Annotated in this window: 21 protein-coding genes and 1 pseudogene; 11 read left to right on the top strand and 11 right to left on the bottom strand. The window is 69.2% G+C overall.

Annotated features, from left to right (window positions below; all coding sequences use genetic code 11):
• Positions 1-172: 172 nt before the first annotated feature.
• The 11 genes from DIE06_RS13135 (at position 173) to DIE06_RS13085 (ending at position 9,697) form a co-directional block, all read left to right on the top strand.
• Positions 173-736 carry an RNA polymerase sigma factor gene (locus tag DIE06_RS13135; protein WP_059468121.1) on the top strand — a complete coding sequence of 188 codons (564 nt, stop codon included), beginning with the start codon at positions 173-175 and terminating at the stop codon, positions 734-736.
• Positions 733-1,158 carry a DUF3619 family protein gene (locus DIE06_RS13130; protein WP_124612526.1) on the top strand — a complete coding sequence of 142 codons (426 nt, stop codon included), beginning with the start codon at positions 733-735 and terminating at the stop codon, positions 1,156-1,158. The genes DIE06_RS13135 and DIE06_RS13130 overlap by 4 nt, the downstream gene beginning before the upstream one ends.
• A gap of 26 nt (positions 1,159-1,184) precedes the next feature.
• Positions 1,185-1,943, top strand: coding sequence for a DUF3106 domain-containing protein (locus tag DIE06_RS13125; protein WP_124661797.1), 759 nt, complete (start codon positions 1,185-1,187; stop codon positions 1,941-1,943).
• 6 nt (positions 1,944-1,949) lie between these two features.
• Complete coding sequence (locus tag DIE06_RS13120; RefSeq protein WP_124661796.1) at positions 1,950-2,462, top strand: RDD family protein; 513 nt, start codon at positions 1,950-1,952, stop codon at positions 2,460-2,462.
• A 262-nt stretch (positions 2,463-2,724) separates the two neighbouring features.
• Positions 2,725-3,663, top strand: a complete 939-nt coding sequence (locus tag DIE06_RS13115; protein ID WP_124661795.1) for a UDP-2,3-diacylglucosamine diphosphatase — start codon at positions 2,725-2,727, stop codon at positions 3,661-3,663.
• Between the two features lie 30 nt (positions 3,664-3,693).
• A complete protein-coding gene (locus DIE06_RS13110; protein ID WP_124661794.1) occupies positions 3,694-4,728 on the top strand; it encodes a glycosyltransferase family 1 protein in 1,035 nt (344 codons plus the stop codon).
• A complete protein-coding gene (locus tag DIE06_RS13105) occupies positions 4,725-5,261 on the top strand; it encodes a diacylglycerol kinase (RefSeq protein WP_124661793.1) in 537 nt (178 codons plus the stop codon). The genes DIE06_RS13110 and DIE06_RS13105 overlap by 4 nt, the downstream gene beginning before the upstream one ends.
• A gap of 192 nt (positions 5,262-5,453) precedes the next feature.
• Positions 5,454-6,209: a TetR/AcrR family transcriptional regulator gene (locus DIE06_RS13100; protein WP_059600412.1), complete on the top strand. Its 756-nt coding sequence runs from the start codon at positions 5,454-5,456 to the stop codon at positions 6,207-6,209.
• Positions 6,206-6,787: a TIGR00730 family Rossman fold protein gene (locus tag DIE06_RS13095; RefSeq protein WP_124661792.1), complete on the top strand. Its 582-nt coding sequence runs from the start codon at positions 6,206-6,208 to the stop codon at positions 6,785-6,787. The genes DIE06_RS13100 and DIE06_RS13095 overlap by 4 nt, the downstream gene beginning before the upstream one ends.
• Positions 6,788-6,809: 22 nt before the next feature.
• The gene (locus tag DIE06_RS13090) at positions 6,810-7,571 is read left to right on the top strand and encodes an SDR family oxidoreductase (RefSeq protein WP_124661791.1); all 762 of its coding nucleotides are present in this window, start codon (positions 6,810-6,812) and stop codon (positions 7,569-7,571) included.
• A 230-nt stretch (positions 7,572-7,801) separates the two neighbouring features.
• Positions 7,802-9,697: a glycosyltransferase family 39 protein gene (locus tag DIE06_RS13085; RefSeq protein WP_124661790.1), complete on the top strand. Its 1,896-nt coding sequence runs from the start codon at positions 7,802-7,804 to the stop codon at positions 9,695-9,697.
• A 101-nt stretch (positions 9,698-9,798) separates the two neighbouring features.
• Here DIE06_RS13085 and DIE06_RS13080 read toward each other — a convergent pair.
• The 11 genes and pseudogenes from DIE06_RS13080 to kdpB all read right to left on the bottom strand — a co-directional run bounded on the left by DIE06_RS13080 (position 9,799) and on the right by kdpB (position 22,513).
• Positions 9,799-10,417 (bottom strand): annotated as a pseudogene (locus tag DIE06_RS13080) (DUF924 family protein).
• Positions 10,414-11,145 carry an alanyl-tRNA editing protein gene (locus DIE06_RS13075; RefSeq protein WP_124661789.1) on the bottom strand — a complete coding sequence of 244 codons (732 nt, stop codon included), beginning with the start codon at positions 11,143-11,145 and terminating at the stop codon, positions 10,414-10,416. Before DIE06_RS13075 ends, DIE06_RS13080 begins: the two are co-directional and overlap by 4 nt.
• A 103-nt stretch (positions 11,146-11,248) precedes the next feature.
• Positions 11,249-11,659 carry a group II truncated hemoglobin gene (locus DIE06_RS13070; protein ID WP_124661788.1) on the bottom strand — a complete coding sequence of 137 codons (411 nt, stop codon included), beginning with the start codon at positions 11,657-11,659 and terminating at the stop codon, positions 11,249-11,251.
• Positions 11,660-11,701: 42 nt separating this feature from the next.
• Positions 11,702-14,206, bottom strand: coding sequence for an ABC transporter permease (locus DIE06_RS13065; protein WP_124661831.1), 2,505 nt, complete (start codon positions 14,204-14,206; stop codon positions 11,702-11,704).
• Between the two features lie 107 nt (positions 14,207-14,313).
• The gene (locus tag DIE06_RS13060; RefSeq protein ID WP_040144699.1) at positions 14,314-14,931 is read right to left on the bottom strand and encodes a DUF4126 domain-containing protein; all 618 of its coding nucleotides are present in this window, start codon (positions 14,929-14,931) and stop codon (positions 14,314-14,316) included.
• 223 nt (positions 14,932-15,154) lie between these two features.
• Complete coding sequence (gene sugE, locus DIE06_RS13055; protein ID WP_124661787.1) at positions 15,155-15,475, bottom strand: quaternary ammonium compound efflux SMR transporter SugE; 321 nt, start codon at positions 15,473-15,475, stop codon at positions 15,155-15,157.
• 191 nt (positions 15,476-15,666) lie between these two features.
• Positions 15,667-15,948: a DUF333 domain-containing protein gene (locus tag DIE06_RS13050; protein ID WP_124661786.1), complete on the bottom strand. Its 282-nt coding sequence runs from the start codon at positions 15,946-15,948 to the stop codon at positions 15,667-15,669.
• A 170-nt stretch (positions 15,949-16,118) separates the two neighbouring features.
• Complete coding sequence (gene kdpE / locus DIE06_RS13045) at positions 16,119-16,817, bottom strand: two-component system response regulator KdpE (protein ID WP_124661785.1); 699 nt, start codon at positions 16,815-16,817, stop codon at positions 16,119-16,121.
• Positions 16,810-19,647 carry a sensor histidine kinase KdpD gene (locus DIE06_RS13040; RefSeq protein ID WP_124661784.1) on the bottom strand — a complete coding sequence of 946 codons (2,838 nt, stop codon included), beginning with the start codon at positions 19,645-19,647 and terminating at the stop codon, positions 16,810-16,812. Before DIE06_RS13040 ends, kdpE begins: the two co-directional genes overlap by 8 nt.
• 148 nt (positions 19,648-19,795) lie before the next feature.
• Positions 19,796-20,377, bottom strand: coding sequence for a potassium-transporting ATPase subunit KdpC (gene kdpC, locus DIE06_RS13035; RefSeq protein ID WP_124661783.1), 582 nt, complete (start codon positions 20,375-20,377; stop codon positions 19,796-19,798).
• Positions 20,378-20,401: 24 nt separating this feature from the next.
• Positions 20,402-22,513 carry a potassium-transporting ATPase subunit KdpB gene (gene kdpB, locus DIE06_RS13030; protein WP_124661782.1) on the bottom strand — a complete coding sequence of 704 codons (2,112 nt, stop codon included), beginning with the start codon at positions 22,511-22,513 and terminating at the stop codon, positions 20,402-20,404.
• Positions 22,514-22,540 lie beyond the last annotated feature (27 nt).

Raw genomic sequence — 22,540 nt, 5'->3', positions numbered from 1 at the left:
ATATCCCGCAGCGCATCATGGCCCTCGCCCGGCGGCCCGCGGACGCGGCTCGCACGCAACGTACCGAGCCGTCAACTGTGCCAAGTCGCGCGAAAATTTGTTAGCATCCGCGGGTTTTACGAAATTTTTCGACCTTTCACACGCCGCAGTCCGCAGCGCATACCTTTACGGAATGGCATCAGACAAGGAACTCGCCGACTTTCTGGCGGGCGTCGAAAGGCGCGCGTTCAAGCAGGCTGCGTACGCCGTGCGTGACGACGATGCGTCGCTCGACATCGTGCAGGACGCGATGATCAAGCTGGCGGAGAAATACGGCGACCGGCCGGCGGCCGAACTGCCGCTGCTGTTCCAGCGGATCCTGCAGAACGCGATCCACGACTGGTTCCGCCGGCAGAAGGTCCGCAATACCTGGGTCACGCTCTTCTCGTCGCTCAACAACACGGACGACGAGGACTTCGATCCGCTGGAAACGCTCGAGTCCGCGGACGACAACGCGGGCGTCGAGAGCACCGAGCACCGCCTCGAGCGGGAGCAGGTTCTGGCCCTGATCGACGAAGAAATCCAGAAACTTCCGACGCGTCAACGGGAAGCGTTCCTGATGCGTTATTGGGAAGATATGGATGTCGCCGAGACTGCCGCCGCAATGGGGTGCTCCGAAGGCAGCGTCAAGACGCACTGCTCGCGAGCCACCCACACCCTGGCGCAAGCGCTCAAGGCCAAAGGAATCACGCTATGAGCTCCGCTCCCGTAAATCGAGAACACGAATTCGCGCTGAAGGTCCGCCGCGCACTGGACGAACGTGCCGCGGCGCTGCCTGCCGCGACCACCGACCGTCTGGCCGTCGCGCGCCGGGCCGCGCTCGCGCGCAAGAAGCCGGAAGCCGCAACCGCGCCGGTGTTCGTGCCCGCCTTCGCCGGCGCAGCCGGCGCATACGGCACGCCGCCCGCGAGCCGCCCGCCGGCATCGTTCGCGCGCCGCCTGCTGCGCGCGTGGCCGCTCGCGCTGCTGCTCGCGGGGCTCGTCGGCATCGCCTACTGGGAAGACATGCAGCGCACCGCCGAACTCGCCGATATCGACGCGGCGATGCTCAGCGACGACCTGCCGCTCAACGCGTATCTCGATCACGGGTTCAACGCGTATCTTTCGCACGCACGCTAACAGACAATAACGAGGGGATCGCACGGGTGAGTCAGAAACGCGGCCTGGCCGTATTTTTCGGATGCGTGATCGCGATCGCCGTTTCCTACGTCGCCACCTATTCCCGATTCAACCCGCCCCCCGCGACGGTCTCCGCCGCGGCCAGCAGCGCGCCCGCGCCGACCTCGGCCGCCGCCGGGCTGACCACCGAACTCCCCCCCCTGCCGCTGCCGGCCGCCAACGGCCCGCTGTCGTGGGCGCGCCTGACGCCCGCGCAACGCGCGGCACTCGCGCCGTTTGCCGATCAGTGGGATGGCTTCAGCGACGCACGCAAGCGCAAATGGCTGAAGATCGCGTCTCGTTTCGCGAAATTGACGCCCGATGAGCAGAAACACCTGCAGGACCGGATGTCCGAGTGGGCACGGATGACGCCCGAGCAGCGCCGTGTCGCGCGCGAAAATTACCAGAGCGCCAAGGAATTGTCCGCGCAGGCGCGCGAGCGCGCATGGAAGGCCTACCAGCAACTGCCGGAAGAACAGAAGGAGCGCCTCGCCGCGACCGAGCGCCGGCGCCGGCCGAGCGTCGTCAGCGCGCCGCCGACCGTCGCCGACCGTGATGTACGCCGTCTCGTCAATTCGCACGAGCATCCGGCGAGCACCCCCGCGCCGGCAGCGGCGCCCGCATCGCCGGGCGCCGGCACGCCGCCGGTGGCGGCATCGTCCACATCCGGCACCGCCGCACCCGCGCCCGCGACCGTCACACCGGTGTCGCCGGCCGACGCGCCGTCGATGTTCAAGGGCTCCTGACCCGCCGTGGCGAGCGCCCGCGCCCCCGAAGCCCCGGCCGCCGTCGCCGCGCCGTCCGTGCGGCGGCGCCTCGCCGCGATGTTGTACGAAGCCGTGCTGCTGTTCGGCGTCGTGTTCTTCGCGGGCCTCGCCTTCAGCCTTGCGACGCAGCAGCGCAACGGCCTCGTCCACCACAACCTCCTCGCCGCGTGGATCGCGCTCGTCGTCGGCGCGTACTTCGTCTGGTTCTGGACCCACGGCGGCCAGACGCTGCCGATGAAGACCTGGCGGCTGCGGCTCGAATCGTCGAGCGGCCGGCCGCTGAACGCCGGCCATGCGCTGGTCCGCTACGCGCTCGGCTGGCTGTGGTTCCTGCCGCCGCTCGCGCTGCATCCGCTCCTGGGCCTGTCGGTGCCCGTCACGCTCGCGCTCACCGCCGCGTGGATCGTCGCCTGGGCCGGCGCCGCCCGGCTGCACGCCGGTCGCCAGTTCCCGCACGACCGCATCGCCCGCACGCGCGTCGTCGCCATTCCGCGCTGACGCGCCGCGCCGTCCGCGCGACCGCGGCCGGTTCCGCGCATCGGCGCATCCGTCAGACGAAACCCCTCGACAACGCCGGCACGACCGCTCCGCGCGGCTTGCCCGATAACCACGGACCCGTCGGTTCGGCAGGCCACGCAACGCCACCGCATTCACTGCCAAACACGCCGCAACGACAGTAATAAGAACGTCGCGTGACTGTCACGGCATAGTCATGCCCGCATGGCGCAATGCCGGTAATGTCAACCGGCGCGAGTCATGCATGGGCCAGAAAACGTCCGCGACCTCCCTGTTCCGTCAACCGCTCGGCGCCCGCGCCGTCACCGCCTTCCTGTCCGGCTCGGCCGCAACCGACGCCCTTTCGCCGCACGAGCCGACGGCCACGCACGTCACGCAGCACGACGACCCCGAACCGTCCACCCATCGCTACCGGACGATCTGGCTGTCCGACATCCATCTCGGCTCGAGCGGCTGCCAGGCGCCGTACCTGCTCGACTTCCTGCGACACAACGATTCGGAATACCTGTACCTCGTCGGCGACATCATCGACGGCTGGCAGCTGAAGAAGGGCTGGTACTGGCCGCAGGCACACAACGACGTCGTGCAGAAAGTCCTGCGCAAGGCGCGCAAGGGCACGCAGGTGGTCTACATCCCGGGCAACCACGACGAAGGCGCGCGGCAGTTCTGCGACCTCGCGTTCGGCGACATCCAGGTGCGCGGCGAGGCATTTCACACGACACTCGCGGGCAAACGTCTGTGGATCGTGCACGGCGACCTGTTCGACGGCGTGATCCAGCACGCGAAATGGCTCGCGTATCTCGGCGACACGCTCTACACGCTGATCCTCGTGCTGAACCGCTGGTTCAACCGGATCCGCAGCCGGCTGGGCTTCCAGTACTGGTCGCTGTCGCAGTACCTGAAACACCAGGTGAAGAACGCGGTGAACTTCATCTCGCAGTTCGAGACCGTGATGACCGACGAAGCGCGCCGCCGCGGCTGCGACGGCGTCGTGTGCGGACACATCCACAAGGCGGAGATCCGCGACATCGACGGCGTGCTGTACTGCAACGACGGCGACTGGGTCGAGAGCCTGTCCGCGCTCGTCGAGACGATGGAAGGCGAGCTGAAGGTCGTCTACTGGACGGCGATGCGCACCGCGCCGTCCGCCGCCTCGTCGCGCAAGGCCAAGGCCACCGCCTGACAAAACTCCACTTACAGGACACATGCCGCGATGAAGATCATGATCGTCACCGACGCGTGGGAACCGCAGGTCAATGGCGTCGTGCGCACGCTGAAGAGCACCTCCCGCGAACTCACCGCGCTCGGTCACCGGGTCGAAATGCTGACGCCGCTGGAATTCCGCACGGTGCCCTGCCCGACCTACCCCGAGATCCGCCTGTCGATCCTGCCGTACCGCAAGCTGCGCGCCCGGATCGATGCGTTCGCACCCGACGCGCTGCACATCGCGACCGAAGGCCCGCTCGGCCTCGCCGCGCGACGCTATGCACGCGCGCGCAAGCTGCCGTACACGACCGCGTATCACACGCGCTTTCCGGAATACGTGCAGGCGCGCTTCGGCATTCCGCTGTCGGCGACCTACAAGTTCCTGCACTGGTTCCACGGGCCGTCGCTCGCGGTGATGGCGCCGACTCCGGTCGTGAAGCAGGATCTCGAGAAGTTCGGCTTCACGAACGTCGTGCTGTGGACGCGCGGCGTCGACCTCGACATCTTCCGGCCGATGGAGTCGAAGGTGCTCAATACCGCGCGGCCGATCTTCCTGTACGTGGGCCGCGTCGCGATCGAGAAGAACGTCGAGGCGTTCCTGCGCCTCGACCTGCCCGGCTCGAAGTGGGTCGCGGGCGAAGGTCCGGCGCTCGCCGAGCTGAAATCGCGCTATCCGGAAGCGAACTATCTGGGCGTACTGTCGCAAGCCGAGCTCGCGAAGGTGTATGCTGCGGCCGACGTGTTCGTATTCCCGAGTCGCACCGACACGTTCGGCCTCGTGCTGCTGGAGGCGCTCGCGTGCGGCACGCCGGTCGCCGCGTACCCTGTCACGGGCCCGATCGACGTGCTTGGCGGGGGCGATGCCGGCGCGATGCACGAAGACCTGCAGGAAGCCTGCCTCGAGGCGCTCAAGATCGAACGCGAGACTGCCCGCGCGTGGGCCGAGCGCTTCTCGTGGCGCGCGGCGTCCGAGCAGTTCGCGTCGCATCTGAAGCCGCTGCAGAAGACTGCGTACTCGCCCGCCGAAGGTGCCGCCGTTTGAAACGAGACCTGAACGACCAGACCCCGCCCCCTGCCGCGACGGCGCGACCGCATCGTCCGTTCGACGAAGAAGAGCCGCACACCGACGCGGACGTGCACCCGCACGAACCGCTCGGCCCCGACGATCGACTGGCGCCGCTGCCGCCGAACCCGTACAAGCGCCACCGCGGCATCACGCGTGCGTGGTACGCGCTCAAGCATTCGCTGAACGGGTTTCGCGTCGCGATCCGCGAGGAGAGCGCGTTTCGCCAGGAACTCACGCTCGCCGCGCTGATGCTGCCGATCGGTGCGTTCTCACCGGTCCCCGCCGCCTCGCGCGCGCTGCTGATCGCGTCGGTGTTGCTCGTGCTGATCGTCGAGCTGCTGAACTCGAGCGTCGAGGCCGCGATCGACCGCATCTCGCTCGAGCGCCACGAATTGTCGAAGCGCGCGAAGGATCTCGGCAGCGCGGCGGTCACGGTCGCGCTGTTCGCTTGCGTGACGACGTGGGGCTTCGTGCTCGGGCCGGTGATCGCACGCTGGCTCGGCGTCTAGCAGCCTCCGCGGCATCGGCTGCGTGCGGCGGCGCACCATGCGCCGGACGCATCGCGATCACGAAATGCGCCCGTTGCAAGGAAACCGCGGTTTATAATCGTCCGCTAGACTTAGAACAGCAACCCGCGCCGGACGAATCTCGCAGCATCGATTGCAGCGCCCGCCAGTCCGGCATACACAGGGCCGGACGACATGGAAGCGAAACCTCCCCGCCGCACCCGCGAACGGATTCTCGAGTTGTCGTTGAAACTCTTCAACGAGATCGGCGAGCCGAACGTCACGACCACGACGATCGCCGAGGAAATGGAAATCAGTCCAGGCAACCTGTACTACCATTTCCGCAACAAGGACGACATCATCAACAGCATCTTCGCGCAGTTCGAGCAACAGATCGAACGGCGGCTGCGCTTCCCCGAAGATCACCGTCCGACGATCGACGAGACCTGGTCGTACCTGCAGTACATGGCCGACTTCATGTGGACCTACCGGTTCCTGTATCGCGACCTCAACGACCTGCTCGCGCGCAACCGCACGCTCGAGACGCACTTCAAGCAGATCATCAGCCACAAGGTGCGCTTCGCGCACGACATGTGCGAACTGCTCGTGTCCGACGCCGAAATGGTCGCGACGCCGGCCGAGATCGAGGTCATCGCCACCAACATGGCCGTGATCTCGACATACTGGCTGTCGTATCAGTACGTGATGCACCCGCGCAAATACAACGACCAGGACGCGATCCGCGAAGAGCTGCACCAGGTGAGCATGCACGTGATCTCGGTCATGGCCCCGTACCTGCGCGGCCGTTCGCGCCAGCTGTTCGACGATCTCGTCTCCGGCAAGCTGCCCAAGCGCCAGTTCACCGACTACCTGCCGCCGCGCGACGGTTCGCCGCGCCCCGCTGGCAGCCCGGTCGCCGCCAAGCCGGCCGCGAAGGATACGAAACAATGAAGGCGGTCTGCGTTTACTGCGGCTCGTCGTCAGGCGTGCGGCCCGTCTATGCGGACGCCGCGCGCGCGTTCGGCCGCGCACTCGTCGATGCGGGCCTCGCGCTCGTCTACGGCGGCGGCCGCGTCGGTTTGATGGGCGTGATCGCCGATGAAGTGATGGCGGCCGGCGGCCGTGCGGTCGGCGTGATCCCCGAGTTGCTCGTCGACAAGGAAGTCGGCCATACGGGGCTGTCCGAGCTGCATGTCGTGCCCGACATGCACCACCGCAAGAAGATGATGGCCGACCTCTCGGACGCGTTCGTCGCGATGCCCGGCGGCGCCGGCACGCTCGAGGAGCTGTTCGAGGTCTATACGTGGGCGCAGCTCGGCTATCACCGCAAGCCCGTCGCGCTGTACAACATCGATTCGTTCTACGATCCGCTGATCGCACTGCTGCGCCATACGGTCGACGAGGGTTTCATGCGCCCGGCCTACTTCGACGCGCTGTGCATCGACGCCGAACCGGTCGCGCTGATCGAACAGCTGCGCCGCTACCAGCCGCCCGTCCGCGACAAGTGGGCGCCCGACGCGGCCAAGTAACGTTTATCGGGAGCCGCACGTGATGCCCGCACCGTCCGAGCGCAAGGCCGTCCTCGTCACCGGCGCGAGCCGCGGCATCGGCCGCGCGACCGCCGTGCTCGCGGCCGAGCGCGGCTGGGACGTCGGCGTCAACTACGCGCGCGACGCGGCGGCAGCCGAATTGACCGCGCAAGCCGTTCGCGACGCCGGCGCACGCGCGTGCGTCGTCGCCGGCGATGTCGCGAACGAAGCGGACGTCATCGCGATGTTCGACGCCGTCACGACGGCGTTCGGCCGCCTCGACGCGCTCGTCAACAATGCGGGAATCGTCGCGCCGTCGATGCCGCTCGCCGACATGCCGGTCGACCGGCTGCGGCGGATGTTCGACACCAACGTGCTCGGCGCGTACCTGTGTGCGCGCGAAGCCGCGCGCCGGCTGTCCACCGATCGCGGCGGGCGCGGCGGCGCGATCGTCAACGTGTCGTCGATCGCATCCCGGCTCGGCTCGCCGAACGAATACGTCGACTACGCGGGCTCGAAAGGCGCAGTCGATTCGCTGACGATCGGCCTCGCGAAGGAACTCGGCCCGCACGGCGTACGCGTCAACGCGGTGCGTCCGGGCCTGATCGAGACGGAAATCCATGCGAGCGGCGGCCAGCCGGGCCGCGCGGCGCGCCTCGGCGCGCAGACACCGCTCGGCCGTGCGGGCGAAGCGCAGGAAATCGCCGAAGCGATCGTCTGGCTGCTCGGCGACGCGGCGTCATACACGACGGGCGCCTTGCTCGATGTCGGCGGCGGCCGGTAATCGCGCCCCAAAAAGCGGCGAAACGGACCGACTGAAGCAGTCCGTGGTCACGAAACCACAAATCTCCACAATATCGTGACCGTTTCAGTAAACATCCGTAACAGTTCCGTGCTTTACTAGCGCCAAGCCAAAAAACAGCCAGTCATCCGGCTGTCACCACGCCTTGATGCGACCCTTATTGGTCCCGGCCCATGTCGCCGGACCAGCTTGACCCGACCGAGATCTTTTCCATGCCAGGAACCGCAGCGCCCGGCCGGCGACGCACATCCGTGCCCGCTTCGGCCGTGCACGCCCGATCAGCCGCCGATCCCGACCTCAGCGCGACGCTCAATGCTGCCGGCACGCCAGCCGTGTCCGGCGCCACCGCGACGAACGCCGCCCGCGATCGCGCCCTCCAGCTCGGCTGGCGCGTCTGGCTGCTGGTTGCCGCGCTGGTCTGCGCGTATACGCTGCCGGGCGTGCTCGGCCACGATCCGTGGAAGCAGGACGAAACCTATACGTTCGGCATCATCCAGCACATGCTCGAGACGGCTGACTTCGTCGTGCCGACCAACGCCGGCCAGCCGTTCATGGAAAAGCCGCCGCTCTACGCGTGGGTCGCGACGAGCCTCGCATGGCTGCTGCAGCGGGTGATGCCGCTGCATGACGCGGCCCGGCTCGCGAGCGCGCTGTTCGCGGCGCTCGCGTTCGGCTTCATCGCACGCGCGGCACACAGTGCCAGCCGGGCCGACCGCTGGCTCGACCTGCGCGTGATCGGCCCCGTCGTGTTGAGCGCGGGCACGCTCGTCGTCATCAAGCACATGCACGACATGATGACTGACGTCGCGCTGTTCGCCGGCACCGCGATGGGCTTCTGCGGCCTGCTCGAGCTCGTCATGCAGCACGTCGCGCGCGCGCGGCAGATGCGGCACGGGCTGCCGGTGCGGCCGTCCGGCCGCTGGGCCGCGCCGATCTTCGGCGCGGGCGTCGGTATCGCGCTGATGACGAAGGGGCTGTTCGTGCCGCTCGTGTTCGCGGCCACGCTCGCGGGCGCGCTGGTGCTCTACCCCGCCTGCCGTACGCGCGCGTTCGCACGTTCGCTCGGCGTCGCCGCGCTGGTGTTCGCGCCGTTCGCGCTCGTCTGGCCGACCGCGCTGTTCCTGCGTTCCGAGACGCTGTTCATGACATGGTTCTGGGACAACAACGTCGGCCGCTTCTTCGGCTTCTCGGTGCCCGAGCTCGGCGCCGAAAACGACAAGCCGTTCTTCATCCTGCGTGCATTCCTGCTGCTCGGCTTCCCGGTCGCGCCGCTCGCGATCGCCGCGCTGGCGCGCGGTGCATGGCGCGACTGGCGCACACCGCGCATCGCGCTGCCGGTGCTGTTCGCCGGGATCGGCCTGGCGGTGCTGCAAGTGTCCGCGACCTCGCGCCAGCTCTACATCCTGCCGTTCTTCGCGCCGCTCGCGCTGGTCGCCGCACAGGCGATCGAGCGCCTGCCGCGCGGGCTGCATCTCGCATGGGACTACCTGAGCCGCCTGCTGTTCGGCACCGTCGTCGCGCTCGCATGGGTGATCTGGGCGGCGATGGCCGATCCGGGCGCATCGCGTGCGAACCTCGCGCCGCTCGGCCGCTGGCTGCCGCTCGACTGGACCATGCCGATCGTGCCGGGGCTCGTGATCGGCGCACTCGTGCTGACGGTCGGCTGGCTGTGGCTGCTGCCGAAGCTGCGCACGACCGGACTGTGGCGCGGCGCGCTGTCGTGGGGCGCCGGCACGCTGGTCGCGTGGGGTCTCGTGTATACGCTGCTGCTGCCGTGGCTCGACGTCGCGAAGAGCTACCGGTCGGTGTTCGACGACCTGAACGCGCATCTCGCGCTCGAATGGAGCGACGGCGACTGCATGGCGAGCCTGCACGGGCTCGGCGAATCGGAAGCGCCGATGCTGTACTACTTCTCCGGTATCCAGCACACGCCGATCGACGACGCGAAGACGACGCGCTGCACGTGGATGATCGTCCAGGGCGTGCGGGCCGTCGATCCTGCACCCGGCAGCGAATGGAAACTGTTCTGGACCGGTGCGCGCCCCGGCGACGACGAGGAACTGCTGCGCGTCTACGTGCGCACGCCTGAAGAGTACCAAGCACAGTAATGCAAGGCGGTGCCGCGAAACGGCGCCGTCGTCATTTCCGGAAGGCCAGGCAAGCGGCGCGCGAGCGCGGCTTCACGCCCGCAGCCCCACCACCCGGCCCGTCAAAACGACGAGCCGGGCTCACGCAGGAATGCCGCCTCCGCGTCGGTCGACGCACGGCCAAGAATCGCGTTCCGGTGCGGGAAACGGCCGAAGCGCTCGACCACGGCAGCATGGCGCAACGCGAAGTCGTGGTAACTCTCGCACCCGGCCTCGCCGCGAATGCCCGCGCACAGCCGCACGGCCTCGCGCTGGCTCTCGTCCGACTCGTCATGTTCGAACGGCAGATACGCGAACGCGCGGTGATGGCCGCTCGGCAGTTGCGCGTCCCACCCTGCCGCGACGACGCGCCGTGCGAGGGCCAGCGCCTTCGGATCGGCGGCGAACGCGCGCGGCGTGCCGCGATGAATGTATGCGCGAGAACTGGTCGAGGACCACGATCAGCGCGAGCGCGCCGAGCGGCGTATCGGCCCACCGATCGCAGGCCCCGTCGCACGCGGCATCGAGCAACGCGCCGTAGCGCGTACGCAGCACGTCGTCGAACGCCGTGCCGCCGTTGAACCACACCTTGCGCGCGTGGCCGAACTCCACCGAATCCGGCTCGCCGAACCAGAAATCGAGAATCTCGCGCGCTTGCGGATCGAGCGCCGCGGCGCTGTCCGTCAGGTTGTCGATCGTCATGCAAACTCCAGTACGAGGCGCCGTGTCCGCGCGCTCTTCTTTTCAAGTTTGGCGACCCGCAGGTCGCCGATTTCCGCCGTATTGCGCACGTGCGTGCCGCCGCACGGCTGCAGATCGACGCCTTCGATGCGCAGCAGCCGCACGCGGCCCAGTCCCATCGGCGGCTTCACGCTCATCGTGCGCACGAGCTCGGGGCGCTCGGCCATCTCCGCGTCGGTAATCCATTCGGCCGTGACCGCATGCGCGCCGTGGACCAGCCCCGCGAGACGGTGCTCGACGTCGACGCGGTCGATCGCATCGGACGTCGCGAAATCGAGCCGCACGTAGTCGGCCGTCACGCTGCAGCCGTCCACCGGGTACGGCAGCACCGCACACATCAGGTGCGCGGCCGTATGCAGCCGCATGTGCCGGTAGCGGCGCAGCCAGTCGATGTCCGCGACCACGCGCGCGCCGGGTGCGAGCGTCGCGACGCGCGCTTCCTGGCCCGCCGCGGGCACGTGCACGGCATCGTCGGGCGTTGCGCCGTCGAACTTCGCCTTGCGCGTGTCGGCGATCGCGATGGTGCTGCCGTCGGGCAGCGTCAGCGTGCCGCTGTCGCCGGCCTGCCCGCCGCCGAGCGGATAGAACACGGTGCGGTCGAGCCGGATGCCGTCATCGTCGACGGCCGCGACGACGGCCTCGCATTGCGTCAGATAGGCATCTTCGCGAAACAGTGCGTGGGTCGTCATCGGGCGAGCCTCGTATCGTTGGGGAAACGATCAGTGTCGCGCCGCACCGGACAGGCGCCCAGACGCAGATCGTCCGGCGTCCGGACAGCGGTGTACCGGTCGATCAACCGGGCCGGTTGCGCATCCAGTCGGCCGTATCGAAGAACGAATGCATGAGCCGCTCGCGCAGCGGCTCGGGCAACCCGATGTCCTCCATCGCCCAAGCCATGCAGCGCAGCCATTGATCGCGCCCGGCCGATGCGATCGGGAACGGCAGGTGCCGGGCGCGCAGCCGCGGATGGCCGAACCGGCTGATGTAGTGGTCGGGGCCGCCGAGCCAGCCGCACAGGAACCAGAACAGCTTGTCGCGCGAGCCGTCGAGCGACGCCGGGTGCAGCGCGCGAATCTCCGCGAACTCGGGCTCGAGGTCCATCAGGTCGTAAAAGCGGTCCACCATTTCGCGCACGCGGGCTTCACCGCCCACGAGCTCGAACGCCGTCGGCTGCGACGGCGCATCATCATTCACATCGGTCATACGGATAATCGGAAACGGGATAGTCGGGGCCGCCGGCGACGCTCAGGCGTCGCGCAGCGACTGCAGCGCCGGGCGCCGCAACACATTATGCAGGCTCAGCCAGCCGGCCGCACCGGCGCACGCGACGCCTGCCGCGATGCCGGCCGGCACGAGCCACGGATCGACGGCGAGCCGGAAGTCGAACACGCGCGACGCGAGCACCCAGCCAACCGCGATCGCACCCGCCGCTGCCAGTGCACCGGCCAGCGCGCCGACGACGATGAATTCCGCGCGCTGCACCGCATTGACCTGCGCGCGCGACGCGCCGAGCGCGCGCAGCAGTGCAGCCTCCCGCACACGCTCGTCGCGTGAGCCGGCCAGTGCCGTGTACAACACGAGCACACCCGCCGCGAGCGTGAACGCAAACAGGAACTGCACCGCGCCGACCACCTGCAGCATCATCCGCTGCAGCTGCGCGAGGATCGGCGCGACGTCGATCGCGGTCAGGTTCGGGTAGCGCGCGATCAGCGGATCGAGCAGCGCGGCGTCCGATGCCGGCAAATGAAAGCTCGTCAGGTAGACGGCCGGGAAATCCTTCAGCACCGGCGGCGGCATCAGGACGAAGAAGTTGACGCGGAACGAGCCCCAGTCGAGCTTGCGCACGCTGGTGATCGGTGCGTCGACCGTCAGCCCGGTCACGTCGAAGCGCAGCATGTCGCCCTGCTTCACGTTCAGCGTCTTTGCGAGCCCGGCCTCGATCGAGATCTGCGGCGTGGCCGCGGTGCCGAACCAGTCGCCTTCGACGATCCGGTTGTCGGATGGCAGCTCGGTCGTATATGACAGGTTGAACTCGCGGTCGACGAGCCGGCGCGCCTCGTCGGACGGATACGCGTCGGGGTTCACGGGCTTGCCGTTGATCGAGACGAGCCGGCCGCGCACCATCGGCGCGGGCACCGCGTCGCGCACGCCGTGTGCGGCCAGATAGGCCGCGACGTCGTCGCGCTGGTCGGGCTGGATGTCGATCAGGAACTGATTCGGTGCGTCGGGCGGTGTCGACTGCCGCCAGCCGGCGACGAGATCGTTGCGCGTGATCGCGATCAGCAGCAGGCACATCAGGCCCAGCGCGAGCGCGGTGATCTGCAGCGCACTGGCCGTGCCGCGCCGGTGCAGCGACGCGAGCGCATAGCGCCAGCCGACGCCCGCCGCCACGCGCGCATTGCGCACCGCGCGCGCCGCCGCGTACAGCACGAGCCGGGCGATCAGCGAGAAACCGACCAGGGCACCGGCGAACCCGCCCGCGACGATCAGCCCGAGCTTCAGGTTGCCCGCCGCGACGATCAGCAGCCCGGCGAACAGCACGACACCGAGCGCATACGCGGCCCACGCGATGCGCGACGCATCGCCCCAGTCGCGCCGCAGCACGCGTACCGGCGGCACGCGCGTGAGCGGCGCGAGCGGCGGCAGCGCGAAACCGAGCAGCAGCACGAGCGCGGCGCCGATACCGACGAGCGCGGGCCAGGGCGTCGGCGGCGGCAGCACGACGTCGATCAGGCTGCCGAGCGCCGCCAGGAGCGCCCAGTGGCCGCCGTAGCCGAGCACCGCGCCGGCGACGCCCGCGACGATGCCGATGCCGGTGAATTCGAGCGCGAACAGCGCGCCGAGCGTGCGGCGGCTCACGCCGAGGCACCGCATCGTCGCGCAGCCGTCCAGATGGCGCCGCATGTAGCGCTGCGCGGCCATCGCGATCGCGACCGCCGCGAGCAGCGCGGTCAGGAGCGCGACGAGCGTCAGGAAATGGCGCGCGCGATCGAGCGTCTGACGCACCTGCGGCTGGCCTTCCTGCAGCGATTCGAGGCCGACGCCGCGCAGCTTGCCGCCGTCGACGCGCCCGTGCGCGTATGCCTCGAAGCGCGCGACGGCCGGCGTATCACCGGCCACGAGCAGCCGGTACGTGACGCGGCTGCCGTAACCGGTGAGCCCCGTCGCGGCGAGTTCGTCCGCGCGCATCATGAGCCGCGGCGAAAAATTGACGAACGAGAAACCGCGATCGAGTTCGCGGGAGATCGACGCGGCGACCGTGAACGTGCGCAACCCGACGCGCACGGTGTCCCCCGCCTTCAGATGCAATGCATCGAGCAGCGCGGGATCGGCCCACACGGTGCCGGGCGCGGGAATCGCGGTCGCCTTGTGCGCGGCGGTCGCGCCGGCCGGCACGATCTCGACCGCGCCGCGCAGCGGATACCCGGGCGATACGGCCTTCACGGCCGCGAGACGCGCAGGCGCCGCGTCGCTCGCCTGGCCGCCGACGGCCGATGCGATCATGCTCGGGAAGATCGCGGTCGTCGCGGTGCGCAGCCCGAGTGCGCGCGCCTCGCGATCGAACGCCGGATCGACGGGATGGTCGGCACGCACGACGAAATCGGCACCCAGCATCTGGCGCGCGTCGCGCTCGAGCCCCTGGCGCAAACGGTCGGCGAGGAATCCGACACTCGTCAGCGCGGCGACCGCGAGCACCAGCGCGAGCACCAGCAGCGTCAGTTCACCGGCACGCCAGTCGCGGGCGGTCATCCGCGCGGCCTGGCGGATCAGGTCGTGCCAGCCGAAGCGGCCGGCATGGCCGGGCCGCCCGGCCGGCGACGGGTCGGCGTGCTGCCGCTCGGCGGGTGACGGCGCCTTCAATCGCGCTTGCCCCCGATCGAGTTGAGCCGCGACACCATGTGGTTCGCCATCCCGCGGAACCCGCCCGACACGCCGCGCCACAGACGCGGCAGCGCCCAGGCCGACGCCGCGATGAACGCCGCGAGCAGTACGAGGAACGCGAGCGGAACGAAGAACGCGAGTGCGAGGCCGCCGAACACGAGCCCGTCCTCGGTGGACGATGCGACCCAGTTCGAGATCGGCTCGGGAGACAGGTTGATCAGCGCGCGCGTGCCGGCCTTCGCGACGTGCGCGGCACCGGCGAGCGAGCCACCGGCCAGCCCGGCGACCGCGAGCACGGTCGGGTCGGCATGGCCGAGCGCACCGGCGGCCAGCACGGCGCCGGCCGGAATGCGGATGAAGGTGTGCACGGCGTCCCACAGCGAGTCGAACGCGGGAATCTTGTCGGCAAGGAATTCGGTGACGGCGAGCACGGCGGCGGCGCCGATGACCCACGGCGACGTCAGGACCGCCAGCGTGTCCGGCAGATGGAGCCAGCCAACCCGCGCGAGCACGCCGGCGATCAGCACCGTCAGGTAAAGGCGCAGCCCGCTCGCCCACGCGAGCCCCGCGCCGAGCGAAATGGCTTCGATCATGGCCCTCTCCTTGCACTTTCCGTGCGCTTTGCCGATTGATCGGATCGAGTCGGTATGACCGGCCGCGCGGCGCGTGGCGACCGGTGCCGCGCTGCCCGGAGCGGCGCAGCGGCATTCAGGCCCGAATGCGTTCCATTATAGACAGGCTGGCAGGAGGGCCGGCGCAATTCGGCGGCGCGTCACGGCCGGGCGCGGGCGCCGGCCGGCGGCCGCCGCGTCGGCGTCAGGCGGCCGACGACAGCTTCAGGCCGATCAGCCCGAGTACGATCAACGACGCGCTCGCGACGCGGGCGGTGGTGAGCGCCTCGCCCATCATCACGATCCCGAACACGAACGCGCCGACCGCGCCGATGCCCGTCCACACCGCATATGCGGTGCCAAGCGGTAACTGGCGCATCGCGACCGCGAGCAGCCCGAAGCTGGCGAGCGCCGCCACGATCGTCAACACCGACGGTCCGAGCTTCGTGAAACCCTCGGACGATTTCATGCCGGCCGCCCAGGCCACTTCCAGGAAACCGGCGATCAACAACCATACCCACGCCATCTCGACGTACTCCGTATCGGATGGGGCCGTCCCCGTTGAAGCGAATGACCCGGGGTCGTCCCCGGGCGGCGCCGAGTATAACAAGATGCTTACGGGCATGCCGGAAGCGCCGGGCCGAGGCAAACTGGGGATCGGGCCGACGGATGGCCGGGCCGGGCCGGGCCCGGCCGCGCCCGTCCTGCCGCGCGGTCTCAGTTCGACACGCGCTTGGCGCCGCCGCCGACGCAGCGGTCGTCGCGGTACAGCGCCCATTCTTCGCACACGCGGCCGTCCTTGAACACGCACATTCCGACCTGCCCGCTCGACAGGTTGCGGATCACGTGGTGGCCGCCGAGCTTCTCGCAATTGACCGACGCGGGATTGGCGAGCGCCACTTGCGGCGCAGAAGGCTGCTGCCCGGGCGGCAGCGGCTGAGCGAACGCGCCCGGCGCAGCGAGCGCCAGCGCACAGATGACGACCAGACGGACGGACATTGCACGCTCCTCGATTTCGTTCGCGGAACGGTCAGCATAGCGGGGAATTCGCGGCCGGTGTGCGCGGTCGGTGTGTGCGGCCGGCGCATGCGGGGGCAATGTCGCGCCGATGCAACTTCACCGGCGTGCGGCCTTGCATTCCGGCCGCGTCGCACGGCATGCCGCGGAGGTCACGCAGCACCGACGAGCCGGTAGCCGACGCCCGTTTCGGTGACGATGTGCTCGGGCTGCGCGGGATCGCGCTCGAGCTTCTGGCGCAGGTGTGCCATGTAGATGCGCAGGTAGTGATGGCTCTCGACGTGCGACGGCCCCCACACGTCGCGCAGCAACTGACGGTGCGTGAGCACGCGCCCCGCGTGCCGCACGAGCGTCGCGAGCAGCCGGTACTCGAGCGGCGTCAGGTGCACGATCTCGCCGTCGCGCCACACCTGGCGCAGCGCGAGATCGACGGTCACGCTGCCGAAGCTCACCTTCGGCGACTCGTTCGCGCCGCCCTGGTTGCGCCGGCGCAGTTGCGCGCGGATTCGCGCGCGCAGCTCGGACACGCCGAACGGCTTGGTCAGGTAGTCGTCGGCACCGGCATCGAGCGCGGCGACCTTCTCCTCTTCCTGCGTGCGCGCCGACAGCACGATCACCGGCACCTCGGACCAGCCGCGCAGTTCGCGGATGACGTCGAGGCCGTCGGTATCGGGCAGGCCGAGATCGACGATCACGAGATCGGGCTTGCGGGTCGCCGCGTCGATCAGCCCCTGATTGCCCGTCTCCGCCTCGAACACCGCGATGTCCTCCTCTTCGAGCGCGGCGCGCACGAAACGGCGGATCTGTTTTTCGTCCTCGATCAGGACGACGGTCAGGCTCGGTTCACTCATGGTCTGGCAATGGCTCGGAGGGGGACGATGCGCCGGGCACGTCGAGGTCGTCGTCGGATACGGCAGGCACGGCCGGCGGCGTCTCGACCGGCAGCGTGAACCAGAAGCGCGCGCCCGTGACGCGGCCATCGGGTCCGGTACGGTTGAGCGCGCCGATTCTACCGCCGTGCGCCTCGACGATCGCGCGACAGATCGCGAGGCCGAGCCCGATGCCCGGTGTCGCCGATTCCTTCTCCCCGCGCGTGAACTTGTCGAAGATCCGCGTTTCCATCCCGGCCGGCAGACCCGGGCCGTGATCGTCGACGTGCACGCGCACGAACGGGTGTCCGTCGTCGGTCACACGCTCCGCACCGATCTCGATCGACGTGTCGGCCGGCGTGTACTTCGCCGCGTTCTCGAACAGGTTGGTGAACAGCCGTTCCATCAGCACCGCGTCCATCTGCAACAGAGGCAGGTTGGCCGGCAGCGACACGCGCGCGGGATGGCGCGCGAGCACGCGCTTGCATGCGGCGAGCGCGGCGCCGACGGTTTCCTCGAGCAGCGACCACTGGCGCTTGAGCTGCAGGCTGCCGGCCTGCAGCCGCGCCATGTCGAGCAGGTTCGTGACGATGCCCGTCATCCGCAGCGCCTCGTCGTGGATCGCGTCGACGAGCTCGCCTTCGCGCTGCGCGGACCGTTCGGCCGCCGGCGTGTGCGGCTCGGCCGCGCGCGCGTTCGCGAGCATCGACGAGAAGCCGACGATCGTCGTGAGCGGCGTGCGCAGGTCGTGCGAGATCGCCGACAGCAGCGAGTTGCGCAGCCGCTCGGACTCCATGTTGACGAGCGCGTCGCGCGCGATCTCGACGTAGTGCACGCGCTCGAGCGCGAGCGCGATCTGCGCGGCGAACGCATCGAGCATGCGCAGTTGCTCGGGCACCTCGAGCTCGCGCGGATCGCGCGACGCCACCGCGAGCACGCCGCGCGTGCGCATCGGCGCCTTCAGCGGCAGGTACAGCGCGGCGGTCGCGGGCAGCGTGTCGGTGCCGCGGCCGGCCGGCTTCTGCTGGTCGTACACCCACTGGCCGACGTCGCAGTCGAGATCCACGCCCGTCAGCGTGACGACCGCGTCGGGTTCCTCGATCTTCTGCCGCACCTGGTCCGCGCTGTCGGGCAGCAGGAACGCGACGCGCGCGCGGAACACCTCGCCCACGTGGCGGCTGCCGATCTCGACGATCTGCTCGGTCGTCAGCGCCGCGCCGAGCTCGCGCGCCATCGCGTAGATCGCGCCGGTGCGGCGCTCGCGGCGCTGCGCGATGCTCGCCTGGCGCGTCAGCGTCGACGTCAGATGGCTGATCACAAGCGACGTCAGCAGCATCCCGAAGAAGGTCAGCAGGTACTGCGTGTCGCTGACCGAGAACGACATGCGCGGCGGCACGAAGAAGAAATCGAACGCGGCGACCGACAGGAACGACTGCAGCACGCCCGGGCCGCGCCCGAGCCGCACGGCCGAGAACACGACGCCGAGCAGGTACAGCATCACGAGGTTCGTGAGGTCGAGCCGCTCGGACACGATGCTCGCGACACCGGTGATCGCCGCGCAGATCGCGGCCGCGTACAGGTAATGGCGCGGCGGCGAACGCCGCAGGCCGAATTGCGCGAACGCGTCGCGCCAGTCGCGTGCGCGCGCATCGAGCGGCGCCGCGCGCACTTCGTCGCTCGCCGACGCGCGGATCAGCATCAGGTCGACGTCGCCCGCGCGTTCGGCGAGCTTTTCGCCGAACGGCCGCACGAAGCGGCGCGCGAGCCCGACCTTCGGCGAGCCGCCCGCGACGATCTTCGATACGTTGCGCACCTTCGCATAGCCGATCAGCGCGGCGACCGCGTCGTCGCCGGCGAGCGTGGCCGTCTCCGCGCCAAGCTCGGCCGCCAGCTTCAGCGCATCGAGCGTGCGCTGCCGCCGCGCGTCGGGCAGCCGCTGCAGCCGCGGCGTCTCGACGTACACGGCGATCCAGTCGGCCTTCAGGCTCGCGGCGAGCCGCGCGGCCGCGCGCACGAGCGTCGGCGCCTCGGGCCCGGGCCCGACGCACACGAGCAGGCGTTCACGCGCCTGCCAGATGCGCTGGATCGAACGGTCGGCCCGGTACTCGCGCATCTGCGCGTCGACGCGGTCGGCCGTGCGGCGCAGCGCCAGCTCGCGCAGCGCGATCAGGTTGCCCTTGCGGAAGAAGTTGCGCACCGCCCGCTCGGCCTGCTGCGCGAGATAGACCTTGCCGTCGCGCATCCGCTCGAGCAGTTCCTCGGCGGGCAGGTCGACCAGCGTGACCTCGTCGGCCGCGTCGAACACGCGGTCGGGCACGGTCTCCCACACGCGGATGCCGGTGATTGCACCAACCACGTCGTTCAGGCTTTCGAGGTGCTGGACGTTGACAGTGGTGTACACGTCGATGCCCGCGTCGAGCAGTTCGTAGACGTCCTGCCAGCGCTTCAGGTGGCGCGCGCCCTGCACGTTCGAATGCGCGAGTTCGTCGACGAGGATCAGTTGCGGCGCGCGCGCGAGCGCGCCGTCGAGATCGAATTCGGCGAGCGTGCGGCCGCGATACTCGATGCGCGCGAGCGGCAGCACGTCGAGGCCGTCGAGCAGCGCGGCGGTTTCGCCGCGGCCGTGAGTCTCGACGATGCCGACGACGACGTCGACGCCGTCCTGCAGGCGCTGGCGCGCGGCCTGCAGCATCGCGTAGGTCTTGCCGACGCCGGCGGACGCGCCGAAGAAGATCTTGAGCTGGCCGCGCCGCTGCTTTTCTTCGTCTCGCTGCAGCTTGTCGAGGAGTTGGTCGGGATCGGGGCGGTTCATGCGTCAGGAAAGCGAAGCGCGGGATTGCGCACGAGTACTGGCATTGTTGTTCCAAATCGCCGCAAAAGGCAAAGACGGCGCATGCGCCGTCATGAAAGGCAGGCCCGGCGCGCAGCAAGCCGCGCCGGACACCGGTTGCCACGCGCGCTCAGTGCGCGTCCTGCACCCCGTCGAGCGCGAGGTTCAGCTTCAGCACGTTCACGCGCGGCTCGCCGAGCATGCCGAACTGGCGGCCCGTCGTGTTCGCGGCGACGAGCTGCGCGACCGCGTCGGCCGTCAGGTTGCGCGCCTTCGCGACGCGCTCGACCTGGTACGCGGCGGCGGCGGGCGTGATCTCCGGATCGAGACCGCTCGCCGAGGCCGTCACGAGGTCGACCGGCACGGGCTTCGACATGTCGGTGCCCGCGTCGCGCAGCGCGGCGATGCGCGCCTTCACCTGATCGGCGAGCGACGGGTTCAGCGGACCGAGGTTCGAGCCGCCGGAGCCGGTCGCGTTGTACGGCATCGGCGACGTGGCCGACAGGCGGCCCCAGAAATACTTCGGCGCGTCGAACGGCTGGCCGATCAGCGCGGAGCCGACCGCACGGCCGTCCTTCTCGATCAGGCTGCCGTTCGCCTGCGACGGAAACACGGCCTGGCCGAACACGGTCATCACGGCCGGGTAAGCGAACCCCGTCACGACGGTCAGGATGACAAAGATCACGACGAGCGGGCGAATCAACGTTTTCATGAGGGTTCCTTCAAATACGGCGCATCAGGCCCAGCCGAGCGCGGCGAGCGTCATGTCGATCAGCTTGATGAACGGGAACGGCAGCAGCACGCCGCCGAGGCCGTACACCAGCAGGTTGCGGCGCAGCAGCGACGCGGCGCCGAGCGGCCGGTAGGTGACGCCCTTCAGCGCGAGCGGGATCAGCGCGACGATGATCAACGCGTTGAAGATCACCGCCGACAGGATCGCGGATGCCGGCGAGCTCAGGTGCATGATGTCGAGCACGCGCAACTGCGGGTACGTCGTCACGAACGCGGCCGGGATGATCGCGAAGTACTTCGCGATGTCGTTCGCGATCGAGAACGTCGTCAGCGAGCCTCGGGTCATCAGCATCTGCTTGCCGATCTCGACGATCTCGATCAGCTTGGTCGGGTTCGAGTCGAGATCGACCATGTTGCCGGCTTCCTTCGCCGCCTGCGTGCCGGTGTTCATCGCCACCGCCACGTCGGCCTGCGCGAGTGCCGGTGCGTCGTTGGTGCCGTCGCCCGTCATCGCGACGAGCCGGCCGGCCGCCTGGTGCTCGCGGATCGTCGCGAGCTTTGTTTCCGGCGTCGCTTCCGCGAGGAAGTCGTCGACGCCCGCCTCCGCCGCGATCGCCGCGGCCGTCAGCCGGTTGTCGCCCGTCACCATCACGGTCTTGATGCCCATCTTGCGCAGTTCCGCGAAGCGCTCCTTGATGCCGCCCTTCACGATGTCCTTCAGCTCGATCACGCCGAGCACGCGCGCGCCCCCATCGTGCAGGTCGGCCACGACGAGCGGCGTGCTGCCGCGGCGCGCGACGTCGTCGACCGCGCGGCGCACCTCGTCCGGGAAGCGGCTGCCGTGCGTCTCGACATAGCGGCGGATCGCATCGGCCGCGCCCTTGCGGATCTCGCGGCCGGGCGCACCGGAGGTCCCCCCCTCGGGAAACAGGTCGACGCCGCTCATGCGCGTCTGCGCGGAGAAGCCGATGAACGTCGCATGCAGTTGCGCCATGTCGCGCTGGCGGATGTTGAAGCGTTCCTTCGCGAGCACGACGATGCTGCGGCCTTCCGGCGTCTCGTCGGCGAGCGAAGACAGCTGCGCGGCGTCGGCCAGCGCTTCCTCGGACACGCCCGGCGCGGGCACGAACATCGACGCCTGGCGATTGCCGAGCGTGATCGTGCCGGTCTTGTCGAGCAGCAGCACGTCGACGTCGCCGGCCGCTTCCACCGCGCGGCCCGACGTCGCGATCACGTTCGCCTGCATCATCCGGCTCATCCCGGCCACGCCGATCGCGGACAGGAGGCCGCCGATCGTGGTCGGGATCAGGCACACCAGCAGCGCGACGAGCGCGGTGATCGTCACCACGTGGCCGGCCTTCATCGCTTCGACCGAGAACATCGAGAACGGCAGCAGCGTCGCGGTCGCGAGCAGCATCACGATCGTCAGCGCGACGAGCAGGATCGTCAGCGCGACCTCGTTCGGGGTCTTCTTGCGCTTCGCGCCTTCGACCATCGCGATCATCCGGTCGAGAAAAGCCTCGCCGGGGTTCGCGGTGACCTTCACGACGATCCAGTCGGACAGCACGCGGGTGCCGCCCGTCACCGACGAGAAGTCGCCGCCCGATTCGCGGATCACCGGTGCGGATTCGCCGGTGATCGCCGATTCGTCGACCGATGCGACGCCGTCGACGACTTCACCGTCGGCCGGGATCACGTCGCCGGCCTCGACCAGCACGACGTCGCCTTTACGCAGGTCGGACGCGGTCGTGATGCGGATCGGCGACTTCGGATGCGGCTCGTTGAGCTTCTTCGCCATCACGTCCTTCTTCGCGCTGCGCAGCGACGCGGCCTGCGCCTTCGAACGCCCTTCGGCGAGCGCTTCGGCGAAGTTCGCGAACAGCACGGTGAACCACAGCCACAGCGCGATCGCGAGGATGAAGCCCGCCGGCGCCTCGGCCTGGCCGGCGAGCGCCGCGATCCACAGGATCGTGGTCAGGATGCTGCCGACGTACACGCAGAACATCACCGGGTTGCGGAACTGCGTGCGCGGCGTGAGTTTCTTGAACGAATCCACGATCGCCGGACGCAGCAGCGCCGGATCGAACATGGACCGTGTTGCGGAATGTTGAGTCATTGCGATCTCTTCAATCTCTTCAGTCTT

Origin of the sequence: Burkholderia sp. Bp8998, assembly GCF_003854235.1 — a bacterium.
Classification (GTDB): Bacteria; Pseudomonadota; Gammaproteobacteria; order Burkholderiales; family Burkholderiaceae; genus Burkholderia.
This window is presented reverse-complemented; position numbering and strand designations above follow the sequence as displayed.